Genomic DNA, 22,708 nt, shown 5'->3' with positions numbered 1-22,708 from the left:
GCTATCGATCGCCCGATCATAGGTGTCGCGGTTGAAGTTCGATCGCTCGACCTCATAGAGCGTTTGTTTAGTGAGGCCGGCATCCGAGATAGCCGTGGATTTGAGCATGGGGTTCTTCAGAATCTCCTCGGCAAGCATCGACTGCATGAAGCCGACCATCTGTGCCTGGGGAATGTCCGTGGGCTCGTATCGGGTGATGAGATAGCGCAGCCAGTCCAGCTGGACCTTCGCGCCAGCATTCTTGATGGACTTCATGATATTGCCCAGCATCAACAGAAACTGGCTCATGGACATCAGGTCCAGCATCTGCGGGTGGACGGTAATCAGAACCGAGGTGGCGGCCGACAGTGCCGAAAGCGTCAGATAGCCAAGCTGCGGAGGGCAATCGACGACCACGACGTCGTAGCGCTCACTGACCGAATCCAACGCCCGGGCTACCCTCGTGAAGAACCGCTTTCCTTCCTGAGAAGGAGACTGCATGGCAAGCGGCGTCTCGTACTCATATTCTTGCAGCTCAAGGTTCGCCGGGATGATATCGAGCAAGGGGAAGTTCGTCTCGCGGATGACATCTTCGACCGGGGCGGGGTTCTCGTATCGGATCGCGTCGTAGAGCGATGGGTTCTTGTCGAGCTCCGGCTGGAAGCCATGGAGGGCTGAAAGCGAAGCCTGCGGATCAAGGTCCACCGTAAGGACCCTGTGACCGGTGAGCGCAAGGTGCTGCGCGAGATGCGCCGTTGTGGTGGTCTTTCCCGAACCGCCCTTGAAGTTCACGACCGCAATGACTTGTAGCTTTTCGCCGGGTTTGCGGTAAGGCACATACTTCTTGGAATCCGAGCGCCCGTGCTTATCGAGATAGTCCCGAAGCTCGGTCATCTGCTCGGCCGAGTAAAAGCGCCGCCCGCCGGTAACGACGAACGGCTCGGGGCCTTTCTTTTCGAGATGGAGGCGCTTCAGATTGTTCGGACTGATCCCAAGATAGTGGGCGACTTCGGCCATCGAGAACCGCCGAAGGGTCTTCTGCCCCTCGGTCGGAAACTTCTCGACGCGCAATTGGTCGAGCTTGCGCGAGATCTCGGCCCCTTGGGCGAGGATCTTGTCATCAAACTCAAAACTTGGGAGAAATGCCATCTCCGCTTTGTCCCCCGAACGAGAAAATAGCGCCATATTCGACTTTTCGGCCAATCTGGCGCCAGTATGAGCGATTCCTTTTCTCTGGCAAGCGATTTTGGGTTAACGAAACCTTAACGACACGTCCAAGTCCACTTCAATAAGATCACTCAGCGGAGCCTCACAGTCTGGATCCGCGGCGTCGGCAATTACGCTTTCCATCGCGTTTTCAATCGCTTACTTACTCCACGGTTGGCCATTCCGAGAGAACATTCAATGCCACGTGCCGCTGGCTTGATCCATGCAGAACCCTGAGAAGTTTCACAGTCGTGGATGGCGTCAAACCGGGTGAGTCGGCGCGACTGCCGCTCCATTGCGGCGACTCACTTTCGCCCGAAACCCGCTTACCCTTAGCCGGCTATACGGCGCCCACGGTTGCCCAAAGATCATGGACCGGCGGAAACGGCAGCGAGTAGACAACCACAATCCCACGGTCGATCGTCTTGCTCGGCAGAGGCAACTGTCACCGACGTGAATCCCTCGCGCCCAACCGATTCAGCCAATGAATTGGACGTGGGCACCGGAAGTCGGTGACAATCAGGCATGGTTGAGCCGAAGCTCCAAATTGTCCTTCAGCGCCGCGATTGCGCGCGCAACGTTGCACGATTTTATGTACTCGCGATCGAACCAATGTGCCTCAAACGGCCGGCCGGGTAGGTTAGGGCGCGTAGGCGCCGTCGCGGTCGACTCTCTCGCCGCCGGCAAGCACAACTTACACGAGGCAGAGGCGGAAAGGCCCGCTGGGCGAACAAGATCAAATCAACTGTTGACGCACTGCAAGCGCAACGGCGTGGGTGACGTTGGTGGCATCGAGCTTCCGCCGAGCATTTTGCAGGTGATACTCGACCGTCCGGACCTTGCTACCGATGATTTGCGCGATTTCGGACATGCGCTTGCCTTTTGCCATCCAGCTCAGGCAGAGCCGCTCTCTGGGGCTTAGCTTGACGGCAATAGCCGGCATTGGCTCGAGCATCCAGCGCCGCGCATAGACATCCACGTGCGATGCAACCGAAGCGGCAAGGAAGGGGCAATCCACCAGGCAATTGTCACACCGATCCGAGGACGCAAGCGTGAACAACACAGTCCGGCCGAACCCGGCCGACACGGGCACAGATATCCCCGATGCGATACCATGATCCCCGGCTTCTCCGAGGAAGCGCACCTGGTCCGGAGACAATTTTCGTCCAAGGTCGCGTTCGGACCATGCAAAGCAGCGCTCAGTGCGGCGGGCTTCCTGCACCACCGGATCGATGATCGCGTATTTCTTGTTGATGTAGTGGCCTTGCCATGCGCGCGGGTACGTCGAAAACGTGTCGATCTCCGGCCCACAAACCGAGAGATAGGCGAACCAATCAAATCCCAATTGGCCGGCGAATTCCTTCACCGCGGATTTGACCGGGGCCATCCCCTGGGCCGTTTCTAGTGCGTCTCGCAACTGGTCGAAGGCTTCGCTCGGCAACGGTCTCTCCGGTTATTTCGTCCTCAATTCGTGTAGTCGCAATTTCGGGTTGCATGGCAATTCAGCCATAAGTGCGGCAACGGCGCGCCCCGACACTCTCCACTATCTATCACGGCGACGACTATCGAACCCCTGTGACTTTTCACAGCTGGCGGTGCGCCGCCGTACGGGATTCAAGAGGCCGCAATTCAATGGGTTAAGGATTGGGTCATGCGCGTCGTCGCCATTTGCCGCATGAGGGCAACAAGTAATGAGCAACGTCTGCTCGAGCGCATGCATGAATTGCGCGCCAGGGTCTTCAAGCACAGGTTGGATTGGGACGTCCACGTAGAGCACAACCAGGAAAAGGACGAATACGACCAGCTCGATCCGACCTACCTCGTGCTCGTCGGCCACGATGGTCAGGTGATCGGTTGCGCCCGGCTGCTTCCGTCCACCGGCCCGACGATGCTCGGTCAGACATTTCCGTTCCTGGCTGACGTTGCGCGCATGCCCCAATCGAGCAGCGTTGTCGAGAGTTCGCGCTTTTGCATTGACACCGAACGCAGCGGCATTGTCTCCGCGAGCGGACTGCGCGACGCCACGCACACCTTGTTCGCCGGCATCATCGAATGGTCGATGGCCAATGGGTTCGACCGGATCGTCACCGTTACGGACGTTCGGTTTGAGCGCATCCTCACCCGCGCGAAGTGGCCACTGGAGCGGCTCGGGTCTCCACATCCCGTCGGCAATACCATTGCTGTCGCGGGCCTCCTACCTGCCGACGAAGCCAGTCTCGCGCTGGTGCGGCCGTCGAGCTACCTCCCCCTTTTCCCGGCCGCTGTTGAAGCCGCCGCGGCCTGACCTGAGCAGCCGGGGGGGCGATTCATGAGCGAGTCGACACGACGGCTGATCCTCAGCCTGCAGGACGCACTCGGTGCCTCGATCACGAGCGCGCTCGATGATCCGAAGGTCGTCGAGGTGATGCTAAACCCCGACGGCAATCTATTCATCGAGCGGGTAGGGCAGGGGATAGCGGCGGCTGGGCGGATGGCCTCCCACGACGCCGAGACCGTCATCGGCAAGGTCGCCCACGCCCTCAAGACCGAAGTCGACCAGGACCGGCCGATCATCTCGGGGGAACTGCCAATTGGGGGGCATCGCTTCGAAGGCTTGTTGCCGCCGGCAGCGCCCGCGCCAATGTTCACGATCCGCAAGCGCGCCTCGATGCTGATCCGGCTCGATCAGTATGTCGCGGATGACATCCTGACACCCGAACAGGTCGATGTGATCCGCGATGCGATCGCCAACCGGCTCAACATCGTCGTGTCTGGTGGCACAGGGACAGGCAAGACCACGCTCACCAATGCAATCCTGGCGGAGCTGGTCGAGACCACGCCGGAACATCGGTTGGTGATCCTGGAAGACACCGCCGAGATCCAATGCGCGGCGGAGAACCATGTGATCCTGCACACCACCGATACGGTCGACATGGGCCGTCTGCTCAAATCGACGATGCGGCTGCGTCCAGACCGCATCATCGTGGGCGAGGTCCGCGATGGCGCGGCCCTCACTCTCTTGAAGGCGTGGAACACCGGCCATCCGGGCGGCATCGCGACGGTTCACTCGAACTCGGCCGCCGCCGCTCTTACCCGCCTTGAACAGCTCGTCGCCGAAGTCAGCTCCCAGCCGATGCCGGAAGTCATCGGAGAGGCGGTCGATCTGATCGTCTCGATCGAACGCGCGCCCGGCGGGCGCCAAGTTCGCGAGATCCTCAAGGTCGAAGGCTTTCGCGACGGGCGATACCTCACCTCGCCGGTTGGCGCGTCGAAATCGGAATCCATGCAGGGAAGAAATCTTCATGTCGTCTAAGAAGGCTCTCACGCTTCTCCTCGGCCTCGCGGCTGCATCCCTCGTCGTGATCGAACCGGCGCTCGCCAGCGGCGGGGGAGGGGGCCTGCCTTGGGAAGGACCCCTCGAACAGATTCAAGAATCCATCACCGGCCCGGTCGCCGGCGCCATTGCGCTCGCCGCGGTCGCCATTGCCGGCGGCATGCTGATCTTTGGCGGCGAGCTGAACGATTTCGCCCGCCGGCTTTGCTACATCGTGCTCGTCGCCGGCATCCTGCTCGGCGCAACGCAAATCGTCGGTCTCTTCGGTTCCAGCGGCTCATCCATCGGCGTGCCGTTGGAGGCGCACGAGCAAACGCCGGCGGTTCCCCCGCATGGCTGAAAGGGAAAGCCGGCTGGCGACCGCGCGGATCCACCGCGCGCTTTCGCGTCCGACGCTGCTCTTTGGGGCTGACCGCGAGCTGGTGCTCCTGACCGGGCTCGCCGCGGTTATTCTCGTCTTCGTCGTCCTGACGACCGTGTCGGCGCTGCTCGGCACGGTGATCTGGATCGTGGTCGTCGGGCTACTGCGAATGATGGCGAAAGCCGATCCGCTGATGCGCCGCGTCTACCTGCGCCACATCAAATATCGGCCCTACTACCGGCCGACCTCCACGCCCTGGCGGACTTTCTGACAATGGTTGCGCTTAAGAGGTTTCGCCATACCGGCCCGTCCTTTTCCGATCTGCTGCCCTATGCGGCCTTGATCGACAACGGCACGCTCTTGCTCAAGGACGGGAGCCTGATGGCCGGCTGGTACTTCGCCGGTCCTGACAGCGAAAGCTCGACCGATTTCGAGCGCAATGAGGTCAGCCGCCAGATCAATGCCATTCTCGCCCGCCTCGGATCGGGCTGGATGATCCAGGTCGAGGCTGTGCGCGTGCCGGCGACGGCCTATCCGGCACGGGGCAACTGCCACTTCCCAGACAAGGTGAGCGCGCTCATCGATGACGAACGGCGCAAGCGCTTCGAGGCTGCGGACGGGCACTACGAGAGCCAGCACGCCATCATCCTGACCTACCGCGAACCGGAGAAGCGCAAGTCCGGCCTCGTCAAATATGTCTATTCCGACGATGAGTCCCGCGCGACCACCTTTGCCGATCGCGCGCTCGATCACTTCCGGCGTTCGATCCGCGAATTCGAGCAATATATGGGAAACGTCGTCTCGATCCGCCGCATGGTCACACAGGAGACCAAGGAACGCGGCGGCAGCCGTATCGCCAAATACGACGATCTGCTGCAGTTCGCGCGCTTCTGCATCGTCGGCGAAAACCATCCGGTTCGCCTGCCCGACATTCCGATGTATCTCGATTTCGTCGTCACGGCCGAATTCCACCACGGTCTCTCGCCGCTGGTCGACAACCGCTATCTGGCCGTGGTGGCAATCGACGGTTTTCCGGCCGAGAGCTGGCCGGGCATTCTCAATTCGCTCGACCTGATGCCGCTCACCTACCGCTGGTCGAGCCGCTTCGTCTTTCTCGATCCGATCGAGGCCCGTCAAAGGCTCGAGCGCACGCGCAAAAAGTGGCTGCAGAAGGTGCGGCCGTTCATGGACCAGCTGTTCCAGACCAATTCAGGGGCGATCGACCAGGACGCCGCTACGATGGTCGCGGAGACCGAGGACGCCATTGCCGAGGCCAATTCACAGCTCGTCGCCTATGGCTACTACACGCCGGTCATCGTCATCTTCGATGACGACGAGGCGCGTCTTCGAGAAAAAACCGAAGGCGTGCGCCGGCTGATCCAGGCCGAAGGCTTTGCCGCGCGCATCGAGAGCCTGAACGCCACCGAGGCTTTCCTTGGGAGTTTGCCGGGCAACTGGTACGCCAATATCCGCGAACCGCTGGTCAATAGCCGCAACCTTGCCGATCTGGTGCCGCTCAACTCGGTCTGGTCGGGCTCACCGGTGGCGCCGTGCCCGTTCTATCCCGACAGCTCACCGCCGCTGATGCAGGTCGCAAGCGGATCATCGCCGTTCCGCCTGAACCTCCATTCCGGCGACGTGGGCCATACCCTGATCTTCGGCCCGACCGGATCGGGCAAGTCGACGCTTCTGGCGCTGATTGCTACGCAATTCCGGCGCTATCAAAACGCCCAGCTCTTCGCTTTCGACAAGGGCAAATCGATGTACCCGCTGACGGTCGCCGTCGGCGGCGATCACTATGATGTCGGGGCAGGGGAGGCGCTGACCTTCTGCCCGCTTTCCCAATTGGAAGATGATGGCGACAAGGCCTGGGCGGCCGGATGGTTGGAAACCCTTGTCGAGATGCAAGGTGTGAAAGTCACCCCCGATCACCGCAACGCGATCGCCAGGCAAATCGAACTCATGGCCGCAACGTCGCGCCGGTCGCTCTCCGACTTCGTGTCGGGCGTGCAGATGCGGGAGATCAAGGACGCGCTGCGACATTACACCGTCGATGGTCCGATGGGCCATCTGCTCGATGCCGAGCAGGATGGCCTGACCCTCTCGTATTTCCAGACATTCGAGATCGAGGAATTGATGAACCTCGGCGACCGCAACCTAGTGCCGGTTCTGCTCTACCTCTTCCGTCGCATCGAAAAGCGCCTAACCGGCGCTCCCAGCCTCATCATCCTCGATGAAGCATGGCTGATGCTTGGCCATCCGGCCTTCCGCGAGAAGATCCGCGAATGGCTGAAGGTGCTGCGCAAGGCCAATTGCGCCGTCGTTCTGGCAACGCAGTCAATCTCGGACGCGGAAAAGTCGGGCATCATCGACGTGCTCAAGGAAAGCTGCCCGACCAAGATTTGCCTGCCGAACGGCGCGGCGCGCGAAAGCGGCACGCGCGAGTTCTATGAGCGCATCGGACTCAACGAGCGGCAAATCGAGATCGTCGCAACCGCCCTGCCCAAGCGCGAATATTACGTCGCCTCGCCTGACGGCCGGCGTCTGTTCGACATGACCCTCGGGCCGATCACCCTGTCTTTCGTCGGCGCGTCCGGAAAGGACGACATCAAGCGCATCGATGAGCTGCGCGTCCACCACGGCGACGAATGGCCCGTCCACTGGCTCAAGCAAAGAGGTATCGAAAATGCCGAAGCTCTTCTTGCGTAGTTCGCTCGCGAGCGTCCTGATCTCTGTCAGCCTTGCCGCGCCGGCCCAAGCCAGCGGGGCGCTCACCGGCGCGACCGAGTTCACGCAGATCCTCAACAATGGGGAGCTAATTGCGCTCGGCGGTCAGAACGCCGAGCAGATCGCAAATCAGGTGACGCAGATCTCCAACCAGGTGGAGCAGATCGCAAACCAGATTCGCATCTACGAGAACATGCTGCAGAACACCCTGCAGCTTCCCGATCATGTGTGGGGGCAGGCTCAACAGGACCTCGCCAACCTGCAAGGCATCGTGCAACAGGGGCAGGGCATGGCCTTCTCGATGGGCAACCTCGACGATGTGCTCAAGCAGCGTTTCCAGAGCTATGCCGATTTCCAGAACGGTCTTCCGAACGGGCAGGATTTTTCGTCGACCTATCAGTCCTGGTCGGACACCAATCGCGACACCATCGGTGGAACACTAGCGGCGGCGGGCCTGACGGCCGATCAGTTCTCGAGCGAAGAATCCACCATGGCGCAACTGCGCTCCCAATCGGAGTCGGCTGATGGCCAGATGAAGGCCTTGCAGGTCGGGCATCAGATCGCGACCCAACAGGTCGAGCAGATGCAGAAGCTTCGCGGCCTCGTCTCCCAGCAGATGACGATGATGGGTACCTGGTATCAATCCGAACAAGCCGAGAAGGATCTCGCTCAGGCTCGCCGCGACGCATTTTTCGGCTCTACCGCTCCGTCCACCTCCGGCGGCCAGCAGATGCAGCCGCGGTGGTGACCTCCATGGCAACGCTCAAACTCCCCATCGTCGTCGTTATCGCCATTGCGGCCGCTCTCGCGGGCGGCGTGGCCTCCTATGTGTTCATCCCGAACACCGATCCGGAAGTGAAGGCGCTCCTCCAGCGCCAGGTCGAACTTGCCGAGCAAGAAGCGGCGGCACGCGAGGAAGCCGCCGAGCGGGCAAAGGACTTCTTCAACGCCAATCCCAACGACTACCCCACGTCGGGAGGCCAGCAGATGGCCCCCCGCTGGGGCGGCAACTGAGGGCCGAGGTCATGCGCGCCGCGATGTTTTTGAGATTGGCTTGGCTGATGATCGCCGGGCTCGCCATGGTCGAGCCCGTCTTTGCGCAGGACGGTTCGATCCTGACCGATCTCGAAAACCAGGTCGCTAGCGCATCGCAGGGCTGGCAGGACACCGTCATCAATGCGGCAACCTCGCTGTTCTGGATACTGGCCGGCATAGAAGTGGGTATCGCGGCGATCTGGCTCGCGATCCAGGCTCCATCGCTCGACACATGGTTTGCAGAGCTTGTGAGGAGAATTCTCTTCATCGGCTTCTTCCTCTTCGTTCTGCAGCAGGGTCCGGACTTAGCCAAGTCGGTTGTCGATAGCCTGTTTCAGCTCGGCGCGGATGGCGGATCGGCTTCGCCGGCCGACGTCTTCAATGCCGGCGTCAAAGTGGCATCTGAGCTCTCAGAAAATGCCCGGTTCGGCCTTTGGGAGGACAATGCCCTCGCCATGGCCTCGGTCTTCGCGATGATCGTCGTGGTCATCTGCTTTGCTCTCGTAGCTGCGATCTTCGTGGCTGTGCTGGTCGAAATGTATGTCGGTTTGCTCGCCGGCATGATCATGCTTGGCCTTGGCGGCTCGTCCTTTACCAAGGATTTCGCGGTCCGTTACCTCGTTTACGCCTTCTCAGTCGGCATGAAGCTGATGGGCCTCGTGATGATCGCCCGCATCGGCTCGGAGGTGCTGATCGGACTGTCGAACAATACGGCATCCGAAGATCAATTCCTCACCACATTGACGATCGCCGGCATTTCGGTGGTCGTCTTCATGATCTCCATGTACGTGCCGAACATCATTCAGGGCGTTGTGCAGGGCGTTTCGGTCGGCAATGGCATGGAAGCCATCCGCAGCGGTGGCCAGGTTGCCGGCTTCGCGGCGGCCGGTGCTGGCATGGCCGCTGGCGGCGCCGGCGTCGTCAAAGGTGGGATGGCTGCCGCCTCGGCGGCATCGCAAGCCGGCGCATCGCGTGGCGCGGCCGCAATGGCCGGGTTGAAAGCCGCGGGTGGCGCGGTCGGCTCCGCGGCGACCGACAAGCTGATGGGTATCCCCGGCGCCAAGATGGGTTCGACCCTCGGCCTCGCCAACGAAAAACTGCGGCAAGGCAACAATCCGGGCACCAGTTCCAGAAGTTCAAACAGAAAGATGGACGCCGACTCGTGAGGTCGGCCGGCCGTATCGATCAGGCGAGGCTAGATGGCGAAGCGAAAATACCCCGACAATCCGTATCTGGCCGCCCGCTATGAGTGGAACGAACGCTACGGCAGCTACATGCGCGCGGCCTCGGCCTGGCGCACCGTCGGCCTGCTTTCGATGAGCATGGCGGTGATCGGGTTCGGTTATGCCCTCTATCAGTCCACACAGGTCAAGCTCGTTCCCTATGTGGTCGAAGTCGACAAGCTCGGCGCTGCGGTCCTGGCCGGCTTCCCCGCGCAGATCGAATATGCCGACGAGCGCGTCGTGCGCTCAATGCTCGGCGCATGGGTGTCGAACTTCCGGTCGATAACCCCGGATGCCACCGTGCAGAAGGGCTATATCGACCGCACCTACGCGATGCTGAAGCAGCAGGACCCGGCGACCGAGAAGGTCAACAACTGGTTCCGCAACAATTCGCCCTTCGATCGCGCCCGCACGATGACGGTCTCGATCGAGGTCAACAACGTCGTTGCCCTCTCGAACCAGAGCTACCAGGTCGACTGGAGCGAGATCGAGCGCGACCGCGCGGGCAAGGAACTGCGCACCCGCCGCTTTCGCGGCATCGCCACCGTGACCCTTTCGCCGCCGCAGGACGAGGCGGTCATTCGTCTGAACCCGATCGGCCTCTACCTCAAGGATTTCGATTGGACGGCCCAGCTTTGAGACACGCTCGCGGAGTCAGAGTAATGTTCAACCTCAAGAAAATGCACGCGGGCGTGTGTGCGGCAACTCTGCTGCTCGGCACGTTCGCCCTCAATGTCGCGGTTGCGGCCGATCAGCAGGGCCTCAGCAGCAACGAAGCGAGGGGAACCGGACTTTCCACCCAATGGCAGGGCACGGCCGCGGTGATGACGCGCGGACCGGATGGCAAGGTCATTTACCTCTACGGCCAAACGCAGCCGTCCGTCGTCTGCTCACCACTCCAGCTCTGCGAAATCGAGCTGCAGGCCGGTGAAGCCGTGCGTGATGTGCTGGTCGGCGACACGGTTCGCTGGAAGGTCGAGCCGGCAACCTCCGGCTCGGCCGAAGGCCAGAAGATCCACCTGATCGTCAAGCCGTCAGAACCAGGGCTCGAGACGTCCATGGTGGTGACGACATCGCGGCGCACCTACCACATCAGGCTCAGGTCACATCATCGCGACTACATGGCCCGCGTTGCCTTCGAATATCCCGAAGACGTGCAGGCGAAGTTTGATGCCCTCAACGCGCGCGTCGAGGCGAGTATCATTCCCGGCGCCGGCGTCCCGGCCGAAAACCTGAGCTTCAATTTCGCTATCAGCGGACAGGCCCGCTGGCGCCCGACCCGCGTCTACACCGATGGCGTCAAGACCTACATCCAGTTCCCCGGCCAGATGATGAGCGGCGATGCGCCGGTGCTGTTCGTCGTCTCGGGCGGCGAAAACCGCATCGTCAACTATCGCCTCAACGGCACGATGATGATTGTCGACTACGTGTTCGATCGCGCCGTGCTGATTTCCGGCGTCGGCTCCCGTCAGCAAAAGATCACCATTTCGAGGAAGGGCTGACCATGCGCGCCATCCACCAACTTTCCCGCTTCCTGGCTCTCGTCCTTCTCGCCGGCGCAATGGCCGCTTGCACCACGACCGGCGGCGGCTATTTCGCGCCAACTGTGAGTGCCGATGCCGCCAATCTCTCGCCGGCCGCGGCCTCGGCCGTCGCCGGCGACATGGTGGCCAAGCTCGCCGAGCATGTCGGCCCGGGCACCGGGACGATCGTCATCAAGCCCGATGATTCCGCGTTCGGCCTGGCGCTCGAAGAGTCCCTTCGCGGCTGGGGCTATGCCGTCGCCTCGAACCAGGTGGCTCCCGGCGATAATATGATCCCGCTCGCCTATGTCGTCGACACCTTCGAGGGCGCGGTCATGACCCGGATTTCGACGTCCTCAGTCGAGCTCACGCGCACCTATGCCATGTCGGCAACGGGCGCCACGCCGACAAGCCCGCTGTCCGTCATGCAGCGTACGAGCTGAGGGGAGGGGCCATGAGTTCGCTCGATCTTTCCCCCGGCGCCGAAGGCGGCGACGAGAAGCCCAAGATCCGGCGCTTGAACAAGCTGCCGGTCTTTCTCTTCATCGGCCTCGTCGTCCTTTTCTTCGGCGTTATCATTTGGGGCCTCTCGATCCGCGGCCTCAACCGGAGTGGCGGCGCGATCGATACCTCGACCGGCGCACCGGCAACCGACTTCGCCGACCAGCTCAAGCGCGGTGTTTCGGATGGCGTGATTGAGGAGCCGCGGCCCGCCCAGCAGATACAGGTGGTGCAGCCAGTCGAGCAGGCGGAAAAGGAGCCCCAATCCACCAATCCTTTCCAGCGCCAACCGGCAACGCAGCAACAGCAACAGCCGCGACCGGTCGAAAGTGAGGTCGACTGGCGCGAGCGGCTGCAAAGGGAACAGGACGAGCAGATGTTTCGATTGCTGCACCAGCAGCGTATGGCCCGGCTCCAGGCAGATGACGCCGCCTATGACAGTCCGATCGCGGTCAATATCGGCAACGTTGGGCAGGCGGCCCAGGCCGGAACGCCGCCGGCGACGACGGGGCAGGGGGCGTTCGGGGATCGGGCGGGCATGGCCGATCTCTATGCGGCCGCGCTGCGCGCCGGCGGCGCCGGGCAACAGGCCGATCCGAACAACCAGGCGGGAAAGACAGACTTCTTCAATCAGAACATTGCCGATCTCGGTTATCTGCCGAACCGCGTCGTACCGCAGCAGTCGCCCTTTGAGCTCAAACGCGGTTCAGTGATCCCGGCAACGCTCGTGACCGGCATCAACTCCGACCTTCCCGGTCGCATCACCGCCCAGGTCAGCCAGAATGTCTATGACAGTGCGACCGGGCATCGGCTGTTGGTGCCGCAAGGGGCCAAGCTTTTCGGCCGATACGATTCCAATGTGTCGTTCGGGCAAAGCCGGGTTCTGGTAATCTGGACCGATCTCATATTTCCGAATGGATCGACACTGCAGATCGGCGGCATGGCGGGCGTCGACGCACAAGGCTATGGCGGCTTCCGCGACCAGGTCGATAACAAATACCTCCAGACCTTCGGCTCGGCCATTCTGATCGCGCTGATCGGAACGGGCATCGACATGGCTGTGCCGGAAAGCTCGACGCTTGCGACGCAGGACACCGCCTCGGATGCTGCACGGCGGAATTTCGCGGAAAGCTTCGGCCGGGTGGCCGACCAGACCATCTCCCGGAATCTTAATGTCCAGCCGACCCTCACCATCCGTCCGGGGTATGGGTTCAACATCATTGTGGAGCAGGACATCGTTTTCCCAGGAGCCTATCGCTGATGGCGAAGCTGTTTTCACTCGCCCGCAATGCCGCTGCGGCCATTGCGGTTGGAGTGCTTCTGACTGGTTGCCTCGTGCCGGAAACCATCGTCGCCAGCATTGTGCTCGAGGGCTACAAATATGACATGCGTGTCGAAGCCCGCCTCGCTGATCCCCGCGTCGTTAAGGCGCTTGCCGATGGCCACGTGCTCACAGAACAGGAAGAGGACCGGATGCGGGCGGAGGAGCGCAAGGCCGCTCGAATGCCCGGCTTTGAGAGCTTCACCTACGGCGGGAAAGGGCGCTTCGATCTCGTCGTCAATCTCACCGGCGAGTTGGATGCAAGCGGGTCCGCAATCGGCGTCCCCAACACGCGGGCGAAGTCGCAAGCCGCCAATTTCTTGAGCATTCGGCGCATGGACGACGGAACCATTGAAGTCAGTACCCCGGAGATTCCGGACCGCGCACGCGCCGATCTCGATCAGCTCGGCATCGTACCCAGCGGGACGGTAACCGTGACCGTGTCCGGCAAGGTCATTGAGACCAACGCCAGCGAAACGCCCGGCCTCTTCTTCGGTGGGGCGTATCGCTGGAACATCTCGTCCTGGGATGACCGCGTGTTTCTCAAGGTCGACCCGGCTGTTGATTGATGCAACTTGGCCCGAAGGAGGATGAATGCCCCGCTACTATTTTCACATCCACAGCCGTGATGAGGAGTATCCGGATCGAAAAGGAGAACCGCTCGATGATGACGCTCAAGCGATCGCAATGGCGCACCGGATCGTGTCGGAAATCGCTGAAGAACCGGAGCATCGTGAGATCGAGGTAAGGGTGGTTGGCAGAAAGGGAAGGGCGGTCGCAACGGTCGGCACAAAGGGCTCAAGATAGTGACGCAGCTCTCCCCCACTTTTCTTTCGTGCAGGAAACGGGCATCAGATTAGGAAGCATATAGCTCGAGAGCTTCAATCCTCTCGGGCGTCGTTTTACTTGACCGTATACTCGCGCCACGGGATCCTGTGCATCGGCACCGATGACATGAACTTCGCGATGTCGGGACGACCGTAATACGTAGGACGACCACGGCTATCCTGTGCCATCAGAACCACAGGAACTCCGAAGGCCGGCGCGAAGCTGTTGATCGCATTCGCAGCCTCCGATCTGTTCTGAACGACATGGGGCTTCACCGCTACAACCGCGAAGGTCTGACCTTGCTCGCGGATAACTGCACCTTGGACGCGCATCTGATTTCTCCTTATGCCGCCATCTTCGAAGAGCGGCCGTTGATCCATTCCCAAGCGTCCTTCGGCAACCAGCCCTGATAGTCGCGGGTGACGCCAATGACGAGGAAGAAGTCGTTCTTGTCGACTTGAGGCTCGAGCACGCTCCAGATGCCCTGCGCGGTCAGCGAGGTATCGACCAGCCACGTTGAATCGAGATGATGCCACCAAACGCCACAGCTCTTGATGGCATCGTACAGCGCCTCGTAATTCTGACCCGGACGCTTCAGGTCGTAGTTAATTGCGTAAATCACCGCTGGCCTCCTTTGAGCCGATAGCGCTTGAGAGTGGTGGGCCGAATACCTCCGGCCCACCAGGATGCCCGCCCTCTACTTCTTGTTGGGACGCTGCGTGAGAGCCGATGCTGCCGCAGTCTTGGCAGCTTTGCTCGAATTGGGGTTGCTGAGCACCTTCGCAGCCGCCGAAGCCGCCTTTGCGCTCGTAACTTCCTTATTCGCCATATGAATCACCTCCTTTCCATTTCCTGGAGTGGGATTGTTGCTTCGCCTACCGCAGGCGACGCTTCACTTCCTCAACGAGGGCCGGCGAGCCGACGACCTCGAACGAGAGGTTGTCCAGAGACCGCCCCACGACCTTGACCGTCGGCGCCTCACCAGTTTCAGGGTCGCGGACGGTCCGAAGCTTCTTCGTGATTCCGTCCCGCACCTGCTTCAGCATCGCCTTCTCCAATTGATTGGCGATGTCATTGGGCCGCACCGAGCGCCCGTTCAGCTTGAACTCAACCTTGACCATCGTTCGATCTCCATTGCCTAACGCGAGATATCCGTTGACCCCGAGTCGCTGATGGGAATAGAAACTATTCGTGATTCGACGAGCCGTCAAGATCAGAATAGTTTCTATGCCTATGCAGAGGGAGAGAAGGACCGATGGGTGAGCAAAGCCGGAGCCTGCGATGGGGTATCGAGCAGCGGCTTGAGTTCATTGAGTTTCGGCTGTTCTGGGAGGGCGGCGTCAATCGAGCCGACATCATAGACTATTTCGGCGTGTCGGTGCCGCAGGCCTCCAAGGACCTGACGCATTATCAAGAGGTAGCGCCGGGCAACATGCATTACGACAAGAGTCTAAAGCGCTACTTCGCCACCGACACCTTCAACCCCAAATTTCTGGAGCCTGACGCCGCGCACTATCTTTCTCAGGTGGCCGCTGCCGACCTTGCGCCATATGCGACAGCACAAACACGAGTCTCGCAGCCTGTCGGATTTGCGACGGTGCCGCAGCCGCAGCGCGCCGTCGATCCGCACATGCTTCGCCAGTTGCTCACGGTGATGCGCTCGAAGCGAGCTGTCGAGATTCGCTATCAATCTCTCAATCCGGACAAACCGAAACCCCAATGGCGATGGATCACCCCGCACGCTTTCTGTTTCGACGGAATGCGTTGGCACGCGCGAGCCTATTGTCATGAGCGCCGTCTATTTAGAGATTTCCTCCTTCCACGTATCTCAGGAGTACGCGGCGACGGGGAGCCGGGCGCTCACGCTTCGAGGGATCATGCTTGGCATGAAATCTACAATATCAAGCTGAAGCCCCACCCCGGGCTCTCAGAAGACCAGCAGAAAGCAGTCGCGGCAGACTACGGCATGAAAGATGGCGAGTTCGAAATTCCCATGCGTCTCGCGATGCTCTTCTATTTCCGGAAGCAGCATCTTGGCTTGGACTACAAAGAGCACGAGAAAGACCCGCAGCAACAGCATATCGTCATGGCGGACCCCGATTCGGTTCGGTCGGCCCAAACCCGCGCTGACGCGCTACCCGCAGAATGAGATCGCGCATGTCCGATAAGCCCAACATCACCTATGGCCCGAGCAACCCTCATCCGCTGTCGCAGATGCGCACCGAACTGGTTTGGGAAGGGAAGTATGACGAATTCGGCAACCGACGGGAGGTGAATGTCGCCCACCTGTCGATGCCTTTGCAGAGAACCGAGGCAATTGACTGGCCGCAGTCGCGAGCCAAGGCTCAAGGAACATTGTTTGACGACGCTCGTGCACACGCTGACGATTTTAGGAATCGGCTTATCTGGGGTGACAATAGGGCAGTCATTGCCGCGTTACTTGAAGAATTCAAAGGGGCGGCGAAGCTAATCTATATTGACCCCCCGTTCGACATTGGAACAGATTTTAGTTTAAGTGTGGCTATCGGTGATGGAAAGGAAACCGCCGAGAAAGATCAATCCATACTTGAGATGGTCGCATACAGGGACATGTGGGGCAAAGGAACAAACTCATATTTGCATATGCTATATGAACGACTAATTCTTTCAAGGGAATTGCTATCCGAGGATGGGATCATTTTTGTCCACATTGGCTCAAACATAAATCATCTTGTTCGGGTGCTCATGGATGATGTGTTTGGCCGTGATAATTTTTTGAATGAGATAATTTGGAAGAGAACGCATGCCCATAGTGATGCTAAGAGATTTGGTATTATTCACGATTGCTTATTGATGTACTCCAATAGCGAGAATTACTCGTTTTTCAGGCAACACAAGCCGCACGATGATTCTTATATCAAGTCGCACTATGGTCAGGTTGACGAGAATGGACGCCGGTTCAGGCTGGTCACACTGAGTGCAGCGGGGCCTGGCCCCGCGCGGAAGTTTGGCGATCGAGTTATCGATCCGCCTCCGGGTAGGCACTGGGCCTGGGGGCAGCAACGAATAGACGAAGGCCTTAAGAGCGGCAAGATCGTGTTTGCTCGCACCGGGCAGCCTAATATAAAGCAATACCTCGATGAGATGGACGGCACGGTCGTACAGTCTATCTGGGATGACATTCCGCCGGTCAATCCGGTTTCAGCCGAGCTCTTGGGATACGCAACACAGAAGCCGGAGGCGCTACTAGAAAGAATCATCAATTGCGCGACGAGCGAAGGTGATCTTGTGGTCGATTTCTTCTGCGGATCAGGGACAACGCTAGCCGTCGCCGAGAAACTCGGGCGTCGCTGGATTGGTGCCGATCTCGGCCGTTTTGCTGTTCATACAAGCCGGAAGCGACTGATCGGAGTACAGCGGGAGTTGCATGAGCAGGGCAGGCGCTACCGGTCATTTGATGTCTTCAATTTGGGACGTTACGAGCGGCAATGGTGGCAGCGCGACATTCTGAAGGGGGCCGAAGATGAACATCACAAAGTGGTGTTGCGGTTCTTTCGCGCAGAACCATTGCCTCATGCGCCATCGCCGCTGATTCATGGACGGAAAGCAGCGGCATTCGTTCACGTTGACGGCATCGACAGTATTTTTTCGGGCGAAGAAGCGAAGGCTGTTGCACTAGCCGTCAAGGCTGCTGGTGGCAAGCAAGTTCATTGCCTTGCTTGGGACTTCGAGATGGACATTCGGCAGACAATAGCCGGAATTGAGTCGGAACTTGACGTCAAGATCCGGCTGCACCGCATCCCGCGCGAGATTATGGAGAAAAACCGTACCGAAGTTCCGCCCTTTTTTGAAGTGGCGCTTCTGGAGGCCGAGCCTGTCCTCCGAAATGCGCCAAAGGGCAAGACCGTTGAGATCAAGCTGAAAAGCTTCCTGCCGAGCCTGACCGAGGTTCCCTCCAAGGAGCTTGAGGCGCTTCAAGAACGCGCAATGACGAGTGGTTTCGATTTCATCGACTTCTGGGCCGTCGATTTCGATTGGGCTCCAGACAAGCCGTTCAATCACCACTGGCAGGATTATCGCACCCGCAAGGATCGTTCCTTGAAAACGATCAGTGATGCCGACTTTTCCTACAACAAGCCGGGAAAATACACGGCCTGCGTCAAGGTGGTGGATGTGTTCGGCTGCGACACCAGCATTTCCGTGGAGATCGAAGTATGACCGAGACCACCACGCCCGACAGCATTTCGATCAACGCCGCTGCGCTCGAACCGCTCTTCGCCCCTTGGGAGGAGCCGAGCAAGCACAGGGTGCGCGCCAAGAAGGGCCAGCCGCCGGAGATCAAAACCTACCGTCGCCAATCCCCGATACGGATGGTGAACCCGCTTCGGGCCGCCGTGAAAGAATGGCGCGAACTGAACTATTTCGGCGCGAGCGACACGACCCGGGAGCTTCTCGGATATTGGTTCGAGCGACCGCACCGGCTGATCGGCGGCGGCGGCGAGGAGTTCGATTTCCGCTACTACTTCTGCCAGCGTGAGGCCATCGAGACGCTTATTTACCTGACCGAAGTCCGGGGTATGGCCTCTCTGTCATCCCTTATCTTTGAATACGGCGGCCCCAACGCGGAAACGGAAGCCCTCGGCATCAAACCCGAGGATGACGAGTGGGCGCGCTATGCGTTCAAGCTGGCGACCGGCGCTGGCAAGACCAAGTGCATGAGCCTAGCGATCGTGTGGAGCTATTTCCACGCCTTGCGCGAAAGCGGCTCCGAGATGGCGAAACATTTCGTCATCGTTGCCCCCAACCTGACGGTGTTCGAGCGTCTCAAGGAGGACTTCCGCCCAGAAGGCGGTGGGCCGGATATCTTTATGACGGATCCGCTCATTCCCCCAGAATGGCGCGGTGACTGGAATTTCACGGTTGTCTTGCAGGACGAGGCAAGCGGCGCAAGCACCGGCGGGGTTCTCTACCTGACCAATATTCATCGGTTGTTCGAGCCGCGCAGTGGTCGCAGACCGGGAGCTGAAACCTACGACTGGGCAGGCCCAGCGGTTTCCAAATCGAAGGCTTTGGACACGGGTGCTGAGCTTCGCGAGCGGATCACTTCGCATTCGCGCATTATGGTGCTGAACGACGAGGCACACCACGTTTGGGACCCCGGTTCGGCATGGAGCGAGGCCATCCGCTGGCTGCATGAGACAGTGCGCAAGCGCTCGGGCAACGGTCTTACTGCACAACTCGATTTCTCTGCCACTCCCAAGGACAACAAGGGTCGCATCTTCCCTCACGTTGTGTGCGACACGCCATTGGGTGAGGCGGTTGATGCAGGGATCGTCAAGACGCCGATCATCGGGCGCACCAAAGAACTGGTCGAGCAGGCGCATGACGATGCGGCCTACCGCTACGAGGCGCACCTGCGTCTTGGCTATGAGCGCTGGAAGCGAAGCCGGACGGAATGGGAAAAGAGCGGGAAAAAGCCGCTGCTGTTTGTCATGTGTACGGACACCGAGTCGGCGAACCAGATCACCAACCGCCTCAATGCCGATGGCGTGTTTGCTGAGCTGAACGGCAAGACGATCAATCTTCATACGAACCTCAAGGGCACGGTGAAGAAGCGTAATATCGGCGGCCAGACCATCGAGGTCTTTGAGGAGAGCGACAAGGACATCAACGACGAGAATCTGAAGGCCCTACGGCGTATCAGCCGTGAGCTCGACAAGTCGGATGGTCCGTACTCGTGCATCGTGTCCGTTCTGATGCTGCGGGAAGGGTGGGACGTTCGCAACGTGACGACAATCGTGCCGCTCCGCCCCTACAGCTCAAAGGCCAATATTCTGCCGGAGCAGACACTTGGGCGCGGGCTGCGGCGCATGACACCACCGGGGCAGGCCAACGAACTTGTAACCGTCGTTGAGCATCCGGCTTTTTCAAGCCTCTATGAGCAGGAACTTGAGCAAGAAGGCCTGCCCATCGAAGTGCTGGATACCGACAAGGTTCCGGCGACAACCGTCACCATCTTTCCCGACGAGACCAAGGACCTCCCCGCACTGGATATCGTTCTCCCGGCGCTCACTGCCGCGCACGAGGTCCAGCCCAAGCTCGAAGGGATTACGCATGAGGACGTGAAAAGCGCCTTCAAACGGTACTCGCCGCTACCGCTCGGCAGCAAAGGGGGCGTGGACGTCGTCTACGAGGGCCGTCACCTGATCACCGACGAGGTGATCGAAGTGATGAACATCAGCCTCCCGCTCCTCCAGAACGGCGCGACAGCAATTTCCTTCTACGTCCGCGAGCTGGAAGCTGCCTGCAAGGTGCAGTCCACCCATCCTGTGTTGGCGCCGCTGCTTCAGACGTTCCTTTCCGAAATCCTCTTTTCCGAGAAGGTCGGGCTGTTTGATACACGGCTCACGGGCCGGCTTGCTGATCAGGACGTGCGCGAGCACATCCGTGCGGTTTTCATTCCGTTGATTCGGGCGCGCACGGTGAAGACCGAAAAGCGCCGGTCTGAGGGCACGGCGATCCAGCTGCGAAACTGGAAACCATATCAGGCAACGCTCTCCGAGCGGAAGCCCGTCGAGAAAGCGAAACATACGCTCTTCAATCTGGTGCCATGTGATCAGTCGCTTGAAGTGGCAATGACATCCTTTCTCGACAATTGCTCGGACGTTGGCGCTTTCGCGAAAAATGCCGGGCCACAAGCACTTCGTATCGACTATCTGACCGCGGACCAGCGCCTTGCCTTCTATCGCCCGGACTTCTTTGTCCGGATGGACAACGGCGAATATTCGCTTGTCGAGACCAAGGGACGTCAGGACAGCGATGTCCCGCGCAAGGCAATGGCGGCCATCGAATGGTGCAAGGCGGCGTCGAAGGGCACCGTAAAATGGCAGTATGTTTTTACCCCGCAAAACGTGATGGAGCGCTTAACCGGCAACCGCTTCGCCGACCTTGCTCGTGCCTGCGTGCCTGCGCTCCAGAATCTCTTGAGCGAAACGACATCGCAGCCAGAGCTGCCGCTTTTCGGACCGCGCTCCGACGACGACGCGGAAATCTTCTTTGGCAAAGAGGTGTTCCACGCGCTGCCGCTGCGCGCAAAGAAGGCCGCAACCGACGCTCTCGAACTGTACCGCTTTTTTGAGAAGAAAGAGGAAGCCCCGAACTTCGCCCCTGTCTTTAGCGCCCTCCTTGGACCATACGATGAGGCCTGCAAGACAACGATTGTCAAGCGCCTGCAAGGCAACCTGCCCACAACTCCGGTAGATCAGCGCGATTGGTTCGAGCCTTATATGGGCGATGCTGACAAAAAGAACCTGAAGCATTACGAGAACATGGCGAAGAATCTGAAGCGCGGTTTGGTTTATGGAAACCCGCATTCTGTCATTGGCTTGCTGCGCTCGTGTTTGGATTTCGCGTTGAACGACAAGTCCAAGATCGGCGGAGTTTTTGAAGCCATCACCGCGGCATTCAGATTTGACGGCGCTCGCTCGTTCCTCAACGAGGTGTCGGCCGTGAACGATTTCCGCAACACCTACGTCGCACACACGGAGAAGGAGCTTAGGGACGCGGCGACTGCAAACAGCAATCTAAAGTCGTGGGTCGCAACACTTTCACGAATCCTCACCATTTGATGAACGCCTCAAACTCGGAGGTCGTTCGACGTCCCTGATGTAGATATTGGCGCACTGAATCGTTCAGCGTTGACTCGAATGCGCCAGCATCCCTCAACCGCACCATGGTTCGCGCCGGCCGCTCCAGGACCTGGCAAGCCCTTCACTGACGAGACTATCGCCCGCGTCACTGCCGTTGACGCTCACGCTCGCGAGCGTGCGGCCATAGCGGTCCGTGCCTTGGCGCAGGATCTCGACGCGCTGACCCTGCAACAGCTCCGCCAGTCGGTGTTTCGAACGCTCCGCCAGATCGCTTTCATAGGCACACTGCCCCTCGATCTCCGGCGCATCGATGTTGAAGATGCGGATCGCCTCTGCCTCTTGCGTCATGCCGAGCCGCAGGGAATCCCCGTCCCAGACGCGGATTTCGGCCGGCTCGCATGACAAGGCGCAAAGCATGATGGTGACGATGATGTGGCTGCTCATTACTCTTTATTGTTGCTGCTGATTCCGGAAAGGTCGATGCGGATGCCGGCCTTGTTCGGGTCTTCCTCCGAAAACGGCCGCTCCGATGGGCTGCTGTCATCGGTCGCCGTATACTCGCCCTGCTCCATGGCTTCACCTCCCTGCTGGGCCGGCTGCGGCGTTTCTCCGGGATCGGGCTCATAGAAGACTTGGCGGCCCTCGAACCAGCCGGTCCTGTAGGCGAATATCGCGTCCTCAAAAGCCTCCTGGGCGGGAGCACCGTACCACTTGGTGACGATGCGATAGACCTTGGCAAAGAGCGCGGTGCCCATGCCGATATTCTTGCAGGAATCGAGGAGGTCGGGGTTGAGCTCGGAGATGTCCTGAATGCCGAGACCGGCCGGATACTGCGTCACTCCTACCCTGACGATCGACTGACCCAAATTCCGCCGGATGAGCTGCATCGCCTCGTCCTCGGTTGACGGTTTCGGCACAAGGATGATGCGCTCCCCTGCCCGCACCGTGACGGTCAGATGGTCGGCGCCGCCGGCCTCCTCGATGAACTTTTGCACGATCTCGACCTTGAGGCTGGGGTCGGCGCATTGCTGGATCAGTTCGGCATCGATCATGGCTCCATCTC

The 22,708-nt window shown here is 59.9% G+C and carries 24 protein-coding genes; 17 read left to right on the top strand and 7 right to left on the bottom strand.

All coding sequences use genetic code 11. The features are described from left to right. Both repA and FY036_RS01600 read right to left on the bottom strand, forming a co-directional pair. On the bottom strand, window positions 1-1,128 hold a 1,128-nt coding region (repA, locus tag FY036_RS01605), incomplete at its 3' end, for a plasmid partitioning protein RepA (protein ID WP_148912968.1). 793 nt (window positions 1,129-1,921) lie between these two features. Next, a complete protein-coding gene (locus tag FY036_RS01600) occupies window positions 1,922-2,626 on the bottom strand; it encodes an autoinducer binding domain-containing protein (RefSeq protein WP_148912966.1) in 705 nt (234 codons plus the stop codon). Between the two features lie 210 nt (window positions 2,627-2,836). On the opposite strand from FY036_RS01600, the gene traI reads away from it, so the two are divergent. The 14 genes from traI to FY036_RS01530 are packed head-to-tail and all read left to right on the top strand — an operon-like array spanning window position 2,837 to window position 13,996. Then, window positions 2,837-3,469, top strand: a complete 633-nt coding sequence (gene traI / locus FY036_RS01595) for an acyl-homoserine-lactone synthase (RefSeq protein ID WP_148912965.1) — start codon at window positions 2,837-2,839, stop codon at window positions 3,467-3,469. Window positions 3,470-3,493: 24 nt separating this feature from the next. Then, window positions 3,494-4,477, top strand: coding sequence for a P-type conjugative transfer ATPase TrbB (gene trbB / locus FY036_RS01590; protein ID WP_148912964.1), 984 nt, complete (start codon window positions 3,494-3,496; stop codon window positions 4,475-4,477). Beyond that, window positions 4,467-4,838, top strand: coding sequence for a TrbC/VirB2 family protein (locus tag FY036_RS01585; protein ID WP_148912963.1), 372 nt, complete (start codon window positions 4,467-4,469; stop codon window positions 4,836-4,838). Before trbB ends, FY036_RS01585 begins: the two co-directional genes overlap by 11 nt. Further along, window positions 4,831-5,130: a conjugal transfer protein TrbD gene (locus FY036_RS01580; RefSeq protein WP_148912962.1), complete on the top strand. Its 300-nt coding sequence runs from the start codon at window positions 4,831-4,833 to the stop codon at window positions 5,128-5,130. Before FY036_RS01585 ends, FY036_RS01580 begins: the two co-directional genes overlap by 8 nt. Window positions 5,131-5,132: 2 nt before the next feature. After that, window positions 5,133-7,568 carry a conjugal transfer protein TrbE gene (locus FY036_RS01575; RefSeq protein ID WP_148912961.1) on the top strand — a complete coding sequence of 812 codons (2,436 nt, stop codon included), beginning with the start codon at window positions 5,133-5,135 and terminating at the stop codon, window positions 7,566-7,568. After that, the gene (gene trbJ, locus FY036_RS01570) at window positions 7,546-8,334 is read left to right on the top strand and encodes a P-type conjugative transfer protein TrbJ (RefSeq protein ID WP_148912960.1); all 789 of its coding nucleotides are present in this window, start codon (window positions 7,546-7,548) and stop codon (window positions 8,332-8,334) included. The genes FY036_RS01575 and trbJ overlap by 23 nt, the downstream gene beginning before the upstream one ends. Before the next feature lie 5 nt (window positions 8,335-8,339). Beyond that, window positions 8,340-8,600, top strand: a complete 261-nt coding sequence (locus FY036_RS01565; RefSeq protein ID WP_148912959.1) for a DUF2749 domain-containing protein — start codon at window positions 8,340-8,342, stop codon at window positions 8,598-8,600. 11 nt (window positions 8,601-8,611) lie between these two features. Then, window positions 8,612-9,787 carry a P-type conjugative transfer protein TrbL gene (trbL, locus tag FY036_RS01560; protein ID WP_148912958.1) on the top strand — a complete coding sequence of 392 codons (1,176 nt, stop codon included), beginning with the start codon at window positions 8,612-8,614 and terminating at the stop codon, window positions 9,785-9,787. 33 nt (window positions 9,788-9,820) lie between these two features. After that, entirely contained in the window at window positions 9,821-10,483 is a 663-nt protein-coding gene (gene trbF / locus FY036_RS01555; protein ID WP_046110280.1) for a conjugal transfer protein TrbF, read from the top strand. 41 nt (window positions 10,484-10,524) lie between these two features. Then, window positions 10,525-11,346 carry a P-type conjugative transfer protein TrbG gene (trbG, locus tag FY036_RS01550; protein WP_235897447.1) on the top strand — a complete coding sequence of 274 codons (822 nt, stop codon included), beginning with the start codon at window positions 10,525-10,527 and terminating at the stop codon, window positions 11,344-11,346. A 2-nt stretch (window positions 11,347-11,348) separates the two neighbouring features. Next, window positions 11,349-11,810, top strand: a complete 462-nt coding sequence (trbH, locus tag FY036_RS01545; RefSeq protein WP_148912956.1) for a conjugal transfer protein TrbH — start codon at window positions 11,349-11,351, stop codon at window positions 11,808-11,810. A gap of 11 nt (window positions 11,811-11,821) precedes the next feature. After that, the gene (gene trbI, locus FY036_RS01540) at window positions 11,822-13,129 is read left to right on the top strand and encodes an IncP-type conjugal transfer protein TrbI (protein ID WP_148912955.1); all 1,308 of its coding nucleotides are present in this window, start codon (window positions 11,822-11,824) and stop codon (window positions 13,127-13,129) included. Continuing rightward, complete coding sequence (locus FY036_RS01535) at window positions 13,129-13,758, top strand: hypothetical protein (protein WP_148912954.1); 630 nt, start codon at window positions 13,129-13,131, stop codon at window positions 13,756-13,758. The genes trbI and FY036_RS01535 overlap by 1 nt, the downstream gene beginning before the upstream one ends. Window positions 13,759-13,783: 25 nt before the next feature. Then, window positions 13,784-13,996, top strand: a complete 213-nt coding sequence (locus FY036_RS01530; protein ID WP_148912953.1) for a DUF6894 family protein — start codon at window positions 13,784-13,786, stop codon at window positions 13,994-13,996. A 95-nt stretch (window positions 13,997-14,091) separates the two neighbouring features. Here FY036_RS01530 and FY036_RS01525 read toward each other — a convergent pair whose 3' ends face one another. The 3 genes from FY036_RS01525 to FY036_RS01515 all read right to left on the bottom strand — a co-directional run bounded on the left by FY036_RS01525 (window position 14,092) and on the right by FY036_RS01515 (window position 15,138). Next, entirely contained in the window at window positions 14,092-14,349 is a 258-nt protein-coding gene (locus FY036_RS01525) for a hypothetical protein (protein WP_148912952.1), read from the bottom strand. A gap of 11 nt (window positions 14,350-14,360) precedes the next feature. Next, window positions 14,361-14,639 (bottom strand): hypothetical protein, encoded by a 279-nt coding sequence (locus tag FY036_RS01520; protein WP_148912951.1) that lies wholly within the window; start codon window positions 14,637-14,639, stop codon window positions 14,361-14,363. Between the two features lie 253 nt (window positions 14,640-14,892). After that, the gene (locus tag FY036_RS01515) at window positions 14,893-15,138 is read right to left on the bottom strand and encodes a hypothetical protein (protein WP_148912950.1); all 246 of its coding nucleotides are present in this window, start codon (window positions 15,136-15,138) and stop codon (window positions 14,893-14,895) included. A 134-nt stretch (window positions 15,139-15,272) separates the two neighbouring features. Here FY036_RS01515 and FY036_RS01510 point away from each other — a divergent pair, with 134 nt between their 5' ends. The 3 genes from FY036_RS01510 to FY036_RS01500 are packed head-to-tail and all read left to right on the top strand — an operon-like array spanning window position 15,273 to window position 21,624. Continuing rightward, entirely contained in the window at window positions 15,273-16,166 is an 894-nt protein-coding gene (locus FY036_RS01510) for a WYL domain-containing protein (protein WP_148912949.1), read from the top strand. A gap of 8 nt (window positions 16,167-16,174) precedes the next feature. Beyond that, entirely contained in the window at window positions 16,175-18,214 is a 2,040-nt protein-coding gene (locus FY036_RS01505) for a site-specific DNA-methyltransferase (protein WP_148912948.1), read from the top strand. Beyond that, complete coding sequence (locus tag FY036_RS01500; protein ID WP_148912947.1) at window positions 18,211-21,624, top strand: DEAD/DEAH box helicase; 3,414 nt, start codon at window positions 18,211-18,213, stop codon at window positions 21,622-21,624. Before FY036_RS01505 ends, FY036_RS01500 begins: the two co-directional genes overlap by 4 nt. A 93-nt stretch (window positions 21,625-21,717) precedes the next feature. Here the strand turns inward: FY036_RS01500 and FY036_RS01495 are convergent, their stop codons facing one another. Then, complete coding sequence (locus FY036_RS01495) at window positions 21,718-22,089, bottom strand: thermonuclease family protein (RefSeq protein ID WP_148912946.1); 372 nt, start codon at window positions 22,087-22,089, stop codon at window positions 21,718-21,720. Continuing rightward, complete coding sequence (locus FY036_RS01490; RefSeq protein ID WP_148912945.1) at window positions 22,089-22,697, bottom strand: TraH family protein; 609 nt, start codon at window positions 22,695-22,697, stop codon at window positions 22,089-22,091. The genes FY036_RS01495 and FY036_RS01490 overlap by 1 nt, the downstream gene beginning before the upstream one ends. Window positions 22,698-22,708: the final 11 nt, after the last annotated feature.

Origin of the sequence: Neoaquamicrobium microcysteis (assembly GCF_008180155.1) — a bacterium.
GTDB classification, from domain to species: domain Bacteria; phylum Pseudomonadota; class Alphaproteobacteria; order Rhizobiales; family Rhizobiaceae; genus Aerobium; species Aerobium microcysteis.
Note: the sequence above shows the minus strand (reverse complement) of the source record. Positions and strands in the feature narration are given on the sequence as shown.